We start from the raw sequence: 12,088 nt of genomic DNA, 5'->3' as shown, positions 1-12,088 counted from the left end.
ACGGGATCAGCGCCGGGCCCAGTAGCGTGCGGGCCGCACGCAGGAGGCACGATGCGTTCCCTCGACCGACCCACCATGTCCGCACACCGTCTCACCCCCTCCGCCTTGAGCACCGGCGTGGTCGTCGTCGCCCTGACCGCGACCATCGCCGCGCTCATGTTCCCCGTCTGGTCGTACGCGGACCGCTCGGGTACGGGACCGGCCGAGCTCAGGGCCGGTTCCGTGGCCACCCGGTGGGGTCCGCTGTCGGCGGCCGACCGGGACTTCCTCGTCCGCGTCCGGCTCGCGGGTCTTTGGCGGATCCCGGCCGGCCAGCAGGCCGTCGCCCGGGCGCCGAGCCGCGCGGTCGCCGTGGCCGGCGAGCACCTCGTCTCCGGCCACACCTATCTCGACGGGCGGGTACGGGACGTCGCGACGCGCCTCGGCACGGAGCCGCTGGGCGTGGAACTGCCCAGCCAGCCCGCCGAGGAGCAGCGCTCGTGGCTGCGGGACCTGACGGCGGCCCAGGGCCGTGCGTACGAGACGAGCTTCGCCGCTCTGCTGCGCCGGTCGCAGGGCCAGGACCTCGAGGTGGCCGCCCACATCCGCCACACGACGCGCAACGGCCTGGTCCGCGCGCTCGCCGACGACGTCGTCACCGCCGCCCTGGAGCATATGAAGGTGCTGGAGGCGACGGGGCTGGTCGACTTCGACGCCATCGCGCGAGACGCGGCCGGGGAACCGCCGGGCGTCACGCATGGGGGTCATTGACGCCGACACCGAACGGCGGTGCTTTACACGGCGCAACGCTGCGGTGATCTTCGACGCACCGACGTGCGAAGGGGAACACCGTTGAAAGCACCCACCTTGTACGGAGTCGTCGGCTCCCTGGTCCTGTCGGCCCTCGCCGCCACACCGTCGCTCGCTGCCGCACCATCGCTCGCCGCCGCTCCGGCCGGCGGCGTCGTCCGCGCGGACGACATCGGGGACCTGCTCACGCCCGAGGGCCGCGGCACGCTCGTCGCCACCGCCCGCGCCATGGCCGCCGGCATCTCCTTCGGCCGCTGCCCCGAGGTCGAGGAGCTCCCGAAGTACGTCAAGTGCGGCACGTTCGAGGTCCCACTGGACTACGCCGAGCCGTTCGGGCGCCAGATCCGTCTCACCGTCAGCCGGGCGAAGGCCACCGGGACCCCCGCCGAGCGCCAGGGGGCGCTCGTCTACAACCCCGGCGGCCCGGGCGGGTCTGGCATGTACTTCCCCAAGGTCCGCAAGCGGGCCGAGTGGAAGCGGATCGCCCGCGCCTACGACCTCGTCGGCTACGCCCCGCGCGGAGTGGGCCGTTCGGCCCCGCTGTCCTGCCAGGACCCCGCGGAGTTCACCAAGGCCCCGACCGTGGACGCGCCCAGCCCGTCACCCGCGGAGAAGCGGGAGCGTATCGCCCGGGCACAGGCGTACGCCGCCGGCTGCGCCCGCGCCGCCGGCCCGGACCTGCGCCACTACCACTCGGTCGCCAACGCCCGCGACCTGGAGGTGCTGCGGGCGGCGCTGCGCGAGGACGGGCTCAGCTACTACGGCGTCTCGTACGGCACGTATCTGGGCGCCCTGCACGCCACGCTGTTCCCCGGGCGGGTGCGCCGCATGGTCCTCGACTCGGTGGTGGACCCCTCCCCGGAGAAGATCTGGTACCAGAGCAACCTGAGCCAGTCGCTCGCCTTCGAGAGCCGGTGGCAGGACTTCCTCACCTGGGTGGCCCGGCACCACGCGACGTACGGCCTCGGGACAACCCCCCAGGCGGTGCAGCGCAGTTACGAGACGGCCAGGGCCCGGCTCGCGCTGAAGCCCGCGGGCGGCAAGGTCGGCCCCGGCCAGCTCCAGTCCGCGTTTCTGCGGGCGGGCTACTACGACGACTACTGGAAGGCCCGGGCGCACGCGCTCTCGCGGTATCTGAAGGGAGATCCACGGCCGCTGGTCAAGCAGGCGGCGCCGGACCCGGAGGAGGCGCGGGAGGAGGAGAACGGCAACGCCGTCTACACGGCCGTCGAGTGCAACGACGCGCCATGGCCGACGGACTGGGCGGTCTGGGACCGCGACAACACCGCGCTGGCGCGCCGGGCGCCGTTCGAGACCTGGGCCAACGTCTGGATGAACCTGCCGTGCGCCTACTGGCAGGGCCCCCGGCAGCAACCGCTCGACGTGGGCACACGCCCCGGTGAACTGCCGCCCGTCCTGCTGCTGGCGGCGGAGCGGGACGGGGCGACACCGTACGCGGGCGCGGTGGAACTGGAGCGACGGCTCGCGGGATCGGTGCTCGTGACCGAGCGGGACGCGGGCTCGCACGGCATCGGGGGCGAGCAGAACGCCTGCGTCAACGGCCACATGGAGGCGTATCTGCTGACGGGGAGGATGCCGGTGCGGCGCGCATCGTGCGCGCCGCACCCGCAGCCGGACCCGGTGTCGCTGGACCGGCGAGCGGTCGAGCGGGTGCTGCCGCCTGCCGTCTGATCTTCCGGGTCAAAGGGGACGGGCCGCTTCCGCGGCCCGTCCCAGGTCGTGCGACCAGCGGCTCAGGCGAGACCGGCCACAAGATCGGCAACACTCTTACGACGCCCCGTACCGCACTATCCGGGGGACAACCCCCGAACCCCCGGCCGGGAACCGACTCTACGCAAGCCCCGCCACAAGATCAGCAACACTCTTACGACGCCCCGTACCGCACTATCCGGGGGACAACCCCCGAACCCCCGGCCGCGAGCCGACTCTACGCAAGCCCCGCCACAAGATCAGCAACACTCTTACGACGCCCCGTACCGCACTATCCGGGGGACAACCCCCGAACCCCCGGCCGCGAGCCGGCTCTACGCAAGGCCCGCCACAAGATCGGCAACACTCTTACGACGCCCCGTGTAGAACGGGACCTCCTCGCGGACGTGCATGCGGGCCTCGGAGGCGCGCAGGTGCCGCATCAGGTCGACGATGCGGTACAGCTCGTCGGACTCGAAGGCGAGGAGCCACTCGTAGTCGCCGAGGGAGAACGAGGCGACCGTGTTCGCCCGCACATCGGGGTAGCCGCGGGCCATCTTGCCGTGGTCCGCGAGCATCCTGCGCCGGTCCTCGTCGGGAAGCAGGTACCAGTCGTACGAGCGCACGAAGGGGTACACGGAGACGTAGTCGCGCGGCGTCTCGTCGGCGAGGAAGGCCGGGATGTGCGACTTGTTGAACTCGGCGGGGCGGTGCAGCGCCATGTTCGACCAGACCGGCTCCAGGGCGCGGCCCAGCTTCGTGCGGCGGAAGAGGTTGTACGCCTCCTGGAGCTGGTCCGCGGTCTCCGCGTGCCACCAGATCATCAGGTCGGCATCGGCGCGCAGGCCGGACAGGTCGTACGTGCCGCGGACGGTGACGTCCTTGGCGGCGAGCTGGTCGAACAGCTCCTGGACCTCGTCGGCGTACCCGGCGCGGTCCGCATCCTGTGGGAGCACGTCTCGAAGCCTGAAGACGGACCACAGGGTGTAGCGGATGACCTCGTTGAGGTCCTTCGCCTTCTTACCGGCGTTCGGGATCTTTTCGGGCGCACTCATACGCCTATTCTCGCCCGTCACGGACAGTGCCCCGCACCAGGGGGGCCGTGGCGATGATCTCGTCCGCCGCGCGCTGCCCGCTGCCGATGCACGCGGGGATGCCCACGCCGTCGTACGCCGCCCCGCACACCCGCAGTCCGGGCAGCTTGGCTACGGCGTCTCGGACGCGGGCCACCCGGGACAGATGCCCGACCGGGTACTGCGGCAGCCCGCCGATCCAGCGGGTCACCTCGCTCGCCACGGGCCTCGCGGCGAGGCCCGTGGCCTCGCCGAGGTCACTCAGCGACACGTCGACGAGCTCGGCGTCCTCGCGGTCCAGCTGCTCCTCCTCGCCGTAGCGGCCGACGGAGGTGCGCAGCAGGAACAGGCCGGGGGCCCGGTCGGCGACCCAGCTCCACTTCTGGGCGGAGAAGGTGGACGCCTTGATCGCCCGGCCGTCGACGGGCGGTACGAGGAAACCGGAGCCCTCCGGCAGCCGTCCGGCCAGGTCGGAGCGGCGGAAGGCGAGCGTGACCAGCGCCATCGACGCGTACTCCACGGCGCCGAGCTCGGTGGCCGCCACCGGCGACTCGGCGGCGAGCAGCGCGGACGCGGACCAGGCGGGCACGGCGAGCACGACGCCGTCGGCGAGAACCGCCTCGCCGTCGGCCACGACGACCTGCCAGCCGGACGAGCCGGTGCCGATGCCAGTGCCGGTGCCGGTGTCTTCGCCGGGTGCGCGGAACGCCGCGGTACCGGACGGCGCCGTGCCGGACGCCGCGGCGTACGCGTCCGTCGTCACCCGGCGCAGCGCCATGACCGGTGCGTGCGTGCGGATCTCGCCGCCCGCGGCGCGCACCGCGGCGGCGACGGCGAGCGGGAGGGTGCCGACGCCGCCGTCGAGGCCCATGAAGACGGGGCCTGCCTGCGCCTGCTGCCCGGCGCCCGCCTGCAGCTCGCGGACGGCGCCGGTGAGGGTGGGGTGCCGGCGGGCGGCCTCGAACAGGTTCGGCACGGCGGCCCGCATCGAGATCCGGTAGGCGTCCCCGGCGTACACCCCGCCGAGAAGCGGCTCCACGAGCCGGTCGACGACCTCCCTGCCGAGGCGCTCCGCGACGAACGCGCCGACGGCGACGTCGTCGCCGACCTCGGCCGGCGGCAGCTCGCCCTCCCGCCTGACGCGGGCGATGCCCTCGGCCGAGAGGAGCCCGGACAGCGCCCCGGCGTCGGCCGGCACGCCCATCACATGGCCCTTGGGCATCGGGTGCAGCGCGTCCCGGGTCCACACGGACGCGGTGGACGTGGCGGGGGGCTGGAGCCGGTCGCCGAGGCCCACCGCCCGGGCGAGGCCGACGGCCTCGGGGCGGCGGGCGAGCATCGACTCGGCGCCGAGGTCGACGGGCGCGCCCGCGATCTCGCCGGTCCGGAGCTTGCCGCCGAGCTGCCCGGTCGCCTCCAGCAGCGTCACACGCACCCCCGCGGCGAGCAGCCGGTGCGCCGCGGCGAGCCCGGCGATGCCGCCGCCGATGACGACGACATGCCCCGTACGTGTCTGCGCGTTCATGCGTCCACTCTCTCAAACCGCCTTCCCCGGGCCGTAATGAGTCCCGACCGTGACCGCTTCGGAACCGGAATACGGCAACCCGCTCCCCCACCCGGTACGTCGAACCGGCACCATCCACCACCATCCCTGGGGGGACGACATGCGTGCACGGCGATCCGCATTGGCGGCGGCGCTCCTGACCGCCTCACTCTCACTGGCGCTGACGGGCTGCGGCGCGTCCGAAAGCGGCACGTCCGCCGACTCGAAGCCGGCCTTCGCCGGCAGGAACGACGCGGCGCCGGAGGCCGCCGAAAAGGGGGCGGCGGGCAACAACGGCGCGGCGGCCGACGCGGGCTCCGCCGCGAGGCCCGCCGACGGAAAGCAGGGCGAGGCCGCCGGCAAGCCGCTCGTCACCGCGCACGTCATCCGTACCGCGGAGCTGTGGGTGGAGGTCGAGGACGCGACGAAGGCTCTCGCGGGGGTCCGTACGACCGTGGAGTCCGCGGGCGGCTTCGTCTCGGAGGAGACGACCGAGCGCGTGGACGACTCGCGGGTGACGTCGCGGATCGTGGTGCGCGTCCCGCAGGACCGGTACTCCTCGGTCCTCGGCGCCATCGCGGGCAGCGGAAAGCTGCTCACCCGCAAGTCCAACGCACAGGACGTCACCGACCAGGTGGTGGACGTGCAGAGCCGGATCGCCACGCAGCGGGCGAGCGTCGCACGGGTGCGGGAGCTGATGGACCGGGCGACGCAGCTGAGCGATGTGGTCACCCTGGAGGGCGAACTGAGCAGGCGTCAGGCGGAGCTGGAGTCGCTGCTGGCCCAGCAGGCGTCGCTGAAGGACCGTACGTCGCTGGCGACGATCACGCTGGAGCTGTCCGAGCCGGAGGCTGAGGAGGCGGCCGAGTCCGACAACGACCCGACGTTCCTTGACGCGCTGAAGGGTGGCTGGGAGGCGCTCGTCGCCGGCGTGCGCTGGCTGCTGGTGGTCCTGGGTGCCGTGATGCCCTTCGCGGCCGCGGCCGCGGTGGTGTACGCGGTGTGGCGGTGGCTCGTCCTGCCGTGGCGGCGGAAGTCCTCGTCCGCGGCGGCCACGGCGGTCCCGGCCCCGGTCGCGGCCCCGGCGGCCGCTCCGGTGCCCGCGCAGGCGTCGGCCCCCGGGGAGACGGGGTCCGGGGAGACGGGGTCCGGCCAGGAGTGAACGGCCGTTCCGCGTAGCGTGTTGCGCATGGAACGACTTGTCGTCATCGGCGGTGATGCGGCGGGCATGTCCGCCGCATCACAGGCCCGCCGCCTCAGGGGTCCGGAAGAGCTGGAGATCGTCGCGTTCGAGCGCTCCCATTTCGCCTCGTACTCGGCGTGCGGAATTCCGTACTGGGTCGGCGGCGCCGTGCCGGAGCGGGACCGGCTGATCGCCCGTACGCCCGAGGAGCACCGGGCGCGCGCCATCGACCTGCGGATGCGCACGGAGGTGACGGAACTCGACGTCCCGGGACAGCGGGTCAGGTTCCGCGACCTGGAGTCGGGCGCCGAGTCGTGGACGGGTTTCGACAAGCTCGTCATCGCCACCGGCGCCCGGCCGGTGCGTCCGCCGCTGCCCGGGATCGACGCCCCGGGCGTCCACGGTGTGCAGACCCTCGACGACGGCCAGGCCCTGCTCGACACCCTCGCGGGGACGCGGGGGCGCCGGGCGGTCGTCGTCGGCGCGGGCTACATCGGCGTGGAGATGGCGGAGGCGCTGCTGAACCACGGCTTCGAGGTCACCGTCGTCAACCGCGGTGAGCAGCCCATGGTGACGCTCGACCCCGACATGGGCCGGCTCGTGCACGAGGCCATGGACGGCATGGGCATCACGACCGTCAACGGCGCCGAGGTCGGCAAGGTCCTGACGGGCCCGGACGGCCGGGTGCGCGCCGTCGCCACACAGGACGCCGAGTACCCGGCCGACGTCGTCGTGCTCGGCATCGGCGTCGAGCCCGAAACGGCGCTCGCGGGCGCTGCGGGGCTGCCCCTCGGGTCGTACGGGGGCCTGCTCACCGATCTCGCGATGCGCGTGCGCGGGTACGAGAACATCTGGGCCGGCGGCGACTGCGTCGAGGTGCTGGACCTGGTGTCCGGCCGCGAACGCCATGTCCCGCTCGGCACCCACGCGAACAAGCACGGCCAGGTGATCGGCGCGGGCGTCGGCGGCGGCTACGCCACCTTCCCCGGCGTCGTCGGCACGGCGGTGAGCAAGGTGTGCGACCTGGAGATCGCCCGCACCGGGCTGCGCGAGAAGGACGCCCGCGAGGTGGGGCTCCGCTTCGTCGCGGTGACGGTCGGCTCGACCAGCCGCGCGGGCTACTACCCGGGCGCGGCCCCGATGACGGTCAAGATGCTCGCCGAGCGCCGCACGGGCCGGCTCCTCGGCGTCCAGATCGTCGGCCGCGAGGGCGCAGGGAAGCGCGTGGACATCGCGGCGGTCGCGCTCACGGCCGGGATGACGGTCGAGCAGATGACCGCCCTGGACCTCGGTTACGCCCCGCCGTTCTCGCCGGTGTGGGACCCGGTACTGGTGGCGGCGAGAAAGGCGGCGTCGGCGGTCAGGGCGGCAGAGCGCTGACCGCCCCGGCTCCGTGTGCGGTTCAGCGCGCGGTGCGCGTGTGGACGTACTCCACGAGCCGCGTCAGTGCGTCCGGGTCGGTCGTCGGCAGGACGCCGTGGCCCAGGTTGAACACATGGCCCTCCAGGCCGGCGGCGGCGTCGAGGACCTCGCGGGTCTTCGCCTCGACCGCCTCGGGGGTCGAGAAGAGGACCGCCGGGTCCAGGTTGCCCTGGAGCGCCTTGCCGGGGCCGACCCGGCGGGCGGCCTCGTCGAGGGGGACGCGCCAGTCGACGCCGACGACATCGGCTCCGGCCTCGCCCATCGCGCCGAGCAGTTCGCCCGTGCCGACGCCGAAGTGGATGCGCGGGACGCCGTACTCCTCGACCGCGCGGAAGACCTTCTCGGACGCGGGCATGACCGAGCGCCGGTAGTCGGCGGGGGCGAGGGCGCCCACCCAGGAGTCGAAGAGCTGGACGGCGGAGGCACCGGCCTCGATCTGCACCTTCAGGAAGGCGGCCGTGATGTCCGCCAGCCGGTCCAGCAGGTCGGCCCAGAGCTGCGGGTCGCCGTACATGAGGGCCTTGGTGTGCTCGTGGTTGCGGGACGGGCCGCCCTCGACGAGATAGCTGGCGAGGGTGAAGGGGGCGCCGGCGAAGCCGATGAGCGGGGTGGCGCCGAGCTCGCCGGTGAGCATGCCGATCGCCTCGGTGACGTAGGCGACGTCGTCGGGGGTCAGCGGGCGCAGCCGGTCGAGGTCCTCGCGGCGGCGGATCGGCTCGGCGACGACGGGGCCGACGCCCGGCTTGATGTCGAGGTCGATGCCGATGGCCTTGAGCGGGACGACGATGTCGCTGAAGTAGATCGCGGCGTCGACGTTGTGGCGCCGTACGGGCTGCAGCGTGATCTCGGTGACCAGTTCCGGCCGCATGCACGACTCCAGCATCGGGATGCCTTCGCGCACCTTCAGGTACTCGGGGAGCGACCGGCCGGCCTGGCGCATGAACCAGACGGGCGTGTGCGGTACGGGCTCGCGCCTGCACGCCTTCAGGAAGGCGGAGTCGTAGGCGGCGGAAGTCGCCGGGGTCTCAGTCTGCTGGCCCGAGGGGCTGTCGTTGGCGCTCACGCCCAGAATCTTCGCATGTGCGCGCAAGGAGCTCGGCCGGGGCAGGGTGTCCCTCCCTGCGCGCAGCGCGCGTTCCGCTTACTCTTCCCCGCATGGCTGCGGCTCAGGGACAGTTTTCCGATCCTTCCGATCATTCCGGCGGCGCCGGGGACACGGACCGCGCGGAGCGGAACTCCGTCCCGCGTGCGTTCAGGCTCGCGGTCGAGGCACTGGGGGCGGCGCGGCTGCGTCCGGAGATCGAGGTGGATCCGACCCGGCCGCCACAGCGCCTCGCACCGCATGCGTACGCGCTGGAGGCGGCGGTCGTCGAGGACGACGACGATCTCGCGGACGGCCGGCTCGTCCTGCTGCACGACCCGTCGGGCCACGACGCATGGAAGGGCACCTTCCGGCTGGTGACGCTGGTACGGGCTGAGTTGGAGCCGGAGATGGCGGCCGACCCGCTGCTGCCCGAGGTCTGCTGGTCCTGGCTGACGGGCGCGCTGGAGGCGCGGGGGCTGTCGTACGGGGAGGCGAGCGGGACCGTCACCCGGGCGGGGTCTCACTACTTCGGAGGACTCGCGAACCGTCGCCCGGCGACCCAGATCGAGATCCGCGCCTCGTGGACCCCGCGGGAGGGCCGCGACGGTGTCCCGGACACGGCCGCGCACCTCACGGCCTGGTGCGACCTGCTCTGCCAGATCGCGGGCCTGCCCCCGGCAGGCCCGCAGCAGCCGGACGCCTCGGCGCCGACGGCCGCGGGGGTCGTCTCCCTCCCCCAGCGCAGGGGCCCGCAGCCGCGATAGATGTGTCGTCCGGAACGGGCCCCGGCTCGCGCCGACCGCGCGCCGCGACCGCGCCCCGGGGTGCACCCGGGGCGCGGTCGCGCTGCGGTGGCGGATGCGGTGCGGGTGCGGTGCGGGTGCGGTGGCGATGTGCTCCCCCTGGAACGCACTCATCAGATGATCGATCACGCGTCCGAATTGCCGGAATTGTTACTCACCAAATCGTGATCTTTCTCTAAAGGCGGGCGGGTTTGCTGCCGAAGAGGTGGTGACCCTTCAAGCACGGTTCGCCCCGGCTTCATCCCCGAGCCGGCCCCGTCCCGCACCTTTCCAGGAGGCCTGGTGTCCGTTCTCCTCGAGCAGCCCGCAAGCCTGGTCGCCTACCGCCCGAACAAACCGACGGCCATGGTCGTCGTGGCCGACCCGCGCGTCCGTTCCACCGTCACCCGCCACCTGTGGGCCCTGGGAGTACGTGACGTCATCGAGGCGTCGTCCATCGCGGAGGCCCGCCCCCGCGTCGGCAACCCGCGCGACATCTGCGTGGCCGACGTCCACCTGCCCGACGGTTCCGGGCTGACCCTGCTGTCCGAGACGCGCGCCGCGGGCTGGCCCAACGGCCTCGCCCTCTCCGCCGCCGACGACATCGGCGCGGTCCGCAACGCGCTGGCGGGCGGGGTCAAGGGCTATGTCGTCACCGGTACGCGTACGAACCTCGGCCACCCGACCCGCCCCGGCGCCGCCCCCATCGGCTCCGCCGCGGCCCGGCTGCACCGCCGCCCCCCGGGTGCCCCGAGCCACCCGGGCGGCTACCGCGAGCTGTCCGGCCGCGAGGTCGAGGTGCTCCGGCTGGTCGCCGAGGGCCAGTCGAACAAGGCGATCGGCGTCTCGATGGGCCTGTCCGCGCTGACGGTGAAGAGCCACCTCGCCCGCATCGCCCGCAAGCTCGGCACCGGCGACCGGGCCGGGATGGTCGCCGTCGCGCTGCGTACCGGCATCATCCACTGACCGCTTTACACCGGGCCGACGCCCGTCGACGGAACGTTCCGTCGACGGGCGCTTGCCGTTCACAGATACCCTTGACAGGTGACCGACGCCCAAGAGACCGCAGCAGAACCAGACCTGCGAACCACCGGGGGCGGCCCCCCGGACGACGTCGAACCGGCGCCGATCCCCCTGCTGGAGCCGCGTGAGGGCATTCCCCCGGTGATCTCCACACCCGAGGCCCTCGAATCCGTCGTCGCCGCCTTCGCGGCCGGCAGCGGCCCCGTCGCCGTGGACGCCGAGCGCGCCTCCGGCTACCGGTACGGCCAGCGCGCGTACCTCGTCCAGCTGCGCCGCGCAGGCGCGGGCACCGCGCTCATCGACCCCGTCGGCTGCCCCGACCTCTCCGGGCTCGGCGAGGCGCTCGCCGGCGCGGAATGGATCCTGCACGCCGCGACGCAGGACCTCCCCTGCCTGCGCGAAATAGGCATGGTGCCCACGCTCCTCTTCGACACCGAGCTGGCCGGCCGCCTTGCCGGCTTCCCGCGCGTGGGGCTCGGCGCGATGGTCGAGTCCGTCCTCGGCTACGCGCTGGAGAAGGGCCACTCCGCGGTGGACTGGTCGACCCGCCCGCTGCCGGAGCCCTGGCTGCGGTACGCGGCGCTGGACGTCGAGCTGCTCGTCGACCTCCGGGACGCGCTGGAGAAGGAGCTGGACCGCCAGGGGAAGCTGGAGTGGGCGCAGCAGGAGTTCGACGCGATCGCGTCCGCGCCGCCCCCGCCGCCGCGCAAGGACCCCTGGCGGCGCACGTCGGGCATGCACAAGGTCCGCAGGCGGCGCCAGATGGCGGTCGTACGGGAGCTGTGGACCGCGCGGGACAAGGTCGCCCAGCGGCGGGACGTGTCGCCGGGCAAGGTGCTCAGTGACGCGGCGATCGTCGAGGCGGCCCTTGCGCTGCCCGTGAGCGTGCACGCGCTGACCGCGCTGCCCGGGTTCGGGCACCGCATGGGCCGGCGGCAGCTGGAGCAGTGGCAGGCAGCGGTGGACCGGGCGCGGACGCTCCCCGACGCCGAGCTTCCGCAGCCCGGACAGCCGGTGGCGGGCCCTCCGCCCCCGCGCTCCTGGGCGGACAAGGACCCGGAGGCCGCGGCGCGGCTCTCGGCGGCGCGGGCGGCCGTGTCCACGCTGGCGGAGCAGCTGAACCTGCCGCAGGAGAACCTGATCACGCCGGACACCGTGCGGCGCCTGTGCTGGGAGCCACCGGCGGAGGCGACGCCGGAGGCGGTGGGCGCGGCGCTGGCGGCGCACGGTGCCCGCCCGTGGCAGATCGAGCAGGTGACGCCCGCACTGACCCGGGCTCTCACCGCAACGGCCTGACACCCGCTTCCGAATCGCCGGAGGGGCTCCCGAGGGAGTCCCTCCGGCGTACGGGGAGCGGCGGCTCCCCGTCGGCGCGGGCGGCCCCGTGTGACCTTCGCCGCTCCCGCCCCGGGGGCTGGGCAGCATGGTTACCCACAAGTAGCATGAGGGAAGCAAGCGCACGCTCAGGCATGCGCGCCG

The 12,088-nt window shown here is 73.5% G+C and carries 10 protein-coding genes; 7 read left to right on the top strand and 3 right to left on the bottom strand.

Annotated features, from left to right (window positions below; genetic code table 11):
• Positions 1 to 75: 75 nt before the first annotated feature.
• Positions 76 to 750 carry a DUF4142 domain-containing protein gene (locus tag KK483_RS28500; RefSeq protein WP_262008076.1) on the top strand — a complete coding sequence of 225 codons (675 nt, stop codon included), beginning with the start codon at positions 76 to 78 and terminating at the stop codon, positions 748 to 750.
• 81 nt (positions 751 to 831) lie between these two features.
• Positions 832 to 2,481 carry an alpha/beta hydrolase gene (locus KK483_RS28495; protein WP_262008075.1) on the top strand — a complete coding sequence of 550 codons (1,650 nt, stop codon included), beginning with the start codon at positions 832 to 834 and terminating at the stop codon, positions 2,479 to 2,481.
• Positions 2,482 to 2,834: 353 nt separating this feature from the next.
• Here the strand turns inward: KK483_RS28495 and hemQ are convergent, their stop codons facing one another.
• Positions 2,835 to 3,554, bottom strand: coding sequence for a hydrogen peroxide-dependent heme synthase (hemQ, locus tag KK483_RS28490; protein WP_262008074.1), 720 nt, complete (start codon positions 3,552 to 3,554; stop codon positions 2,835 to 2,837).
• A gap of 4 nt (positions 3,555 to 3,558) precedes the next feature.
• Positions 3,559 to 5,097, bottom strand: a complete 1,539-nt coding sequence (hemG, locus tag KK483_RS28485; RefSeq protein ID WP_262008073.1) for a protoporphyrinogen oxidase — start codon at positions 5,095 to 5,097, stop codon at positions 3,559 to 3,561.
• 139 nt (positions 5,098 to 5,236) lie between these two features.
• Here hemG and KK483_RS28480 point away from each other — a divergent pair, with 139 nt between their 5' ends.
• Together KK483_RS28480 and KK483_RS28475 are read left to right on the top strand one after the other, a co-directional pair.
• The gene (locus tag KK483_RS28480) at positions 5,237 to 6,277 is read left to right on the top strand and encodes a DUF4349 domain-containing protein (RefSeq protein WP_262008072.1); all 1,041 of its coding nucleotides are present in this window, start codon (positions 5,237 to 5,239) and stop codon (positions 6,275 to 6,277) included.
• Positions 6,278 to 6,304: 27 nt separating this feature from the next.
• Positions 6,305 to 7,678 carry an FAD-dependent oxidoreductase gene (locus KK483_RS28475; RefSeq protein WP_262008071.1) on the top strand — a complete coding sequence of 458 codons (1,374 nt, stop codon included), beginning with the start codon at positions 6,305 to 6,307 and terminating at the stop codon, positions 7,676 to 7,678.
• Positions 7,679 to 7,700: 22 nt separating this feature from the next.
• Here the strand turns inward: KK483_RS28475 and hemE are convergent, their stop codons facing one another.
• Positions 7,701 to 8,783 (bottom strand): uroporphyrinogen decarboxylase, encoded by a 1,083-nt coding sequence (hemE, locus tag KK483_RS28470; protein ID WP_262008070.1) that lies wholly within the window; start codon positions 8,781 to 8,783, stop codon positions 7,701 to 7,703.
• A gap of 92 nt (positions 8,784 to 8,875) precedes the next feature.
• On the opposite strand from hemE, the gene KK483_RS28465 reads away from it, so the two are divergent.
• From KK483_RS28465 to KK483_RS28455, 3 genes are all read left to right on the top strand, one after another.
• Complete coding sequence (locus KK483_RS28465) at positions 8,876 to 9,568, top strand: DUF3000 domain-containing protein (protein ID WP_262008069.1); 693 nt, start codon at positions 8,876 to 8,878, stop codon at positions 9,566 to 9,568.
• A 321-nt stretch (positions 9,569 to 9,889) separates the two neighbouring features.
• Positions 9,890 to 10,552, top strand: a complete 663-nt coding sequence (locus KK483_RS28460) for a response regulator transcription factor (protein WP_242330499.1) — start codon at positions 9,890 to 9,892, stop codon at positions 10,550 to 10,552.
• A gap of 78 nt (positions 10,553 to 10,630) precedes the next feature.
• Positions 10,631 to 11,905: a ribonuclease D gene (locus KK483_RS28455; protein WP_262008068.1), complete on the top strand. Its 1,275-nt coding sequence runs from the start codon at positions 10,631 to 10,633 to the stop codon at positions 11,903 to 11,905.
• The last annotated feature ends 183 nt before the right edge of the window (positions 11,906 to 12,088 follow it).

Origin of the sequence: Streptomyces sp. FIT100, from assembly GCF_024584805.1 — a bacterium.
GTDB lineage: Bacteria > Actinomycetota > Actinomycetes > Streptomycetales > Streptomycetaceae > Streptomyces.
The sequence above is the reverse complement of the archived record's forward strand: the minus strand, read 5'-3'. Positions and strand labels throughout refer to the sequence as shown.

Excerpts from the sequence above, each read along its gene's own strand:
- KK483_RS28500 (WP_262008076.1), top strand. The coding sequence starts at position 76 with ATGTCCGCACACCGTCTCACCCCCTCCGCCTTGAGCACCGGCGTGGTC.
- hemQ (WP_262008074.1), bottom strand. The coding sequence starts at position 3,554 with ATGAGTGCGCCCGAAAAGATCCCGAACGCCGGTAAGAAGGCGAAGGAC.
- hemG (WP_262008073.1), bottom strand. The coding sequence starts at position 5,097 with ATGAACGCGCAGACACGTACGGGGCATGTCGTCGTCATCGGCGGCGGC.
- KK483_RS28480 (WP_262008072.1), top strand. The coding sequence starts at position 5,237 with ATGCGTGCACGGCGATCCGCATTGGCGGCGGCGCTCCTGACCGCCTCA.
- KK483_RS28475 (WP_262008071.1), top strand. The coding sequence starts at position 6,305 with ATGGAACGACTTGTCGTCATCGGCGGTGATGCGGCGGGCATGTCCGCC.
- KK483_RS28465 (WP_262008069.1), top strand. The coding sequence starts at position 8,876 with ATGGCTGCGGCTCAGGGACAGTTTTCCGATCCTTCCGATCATTCCGGC.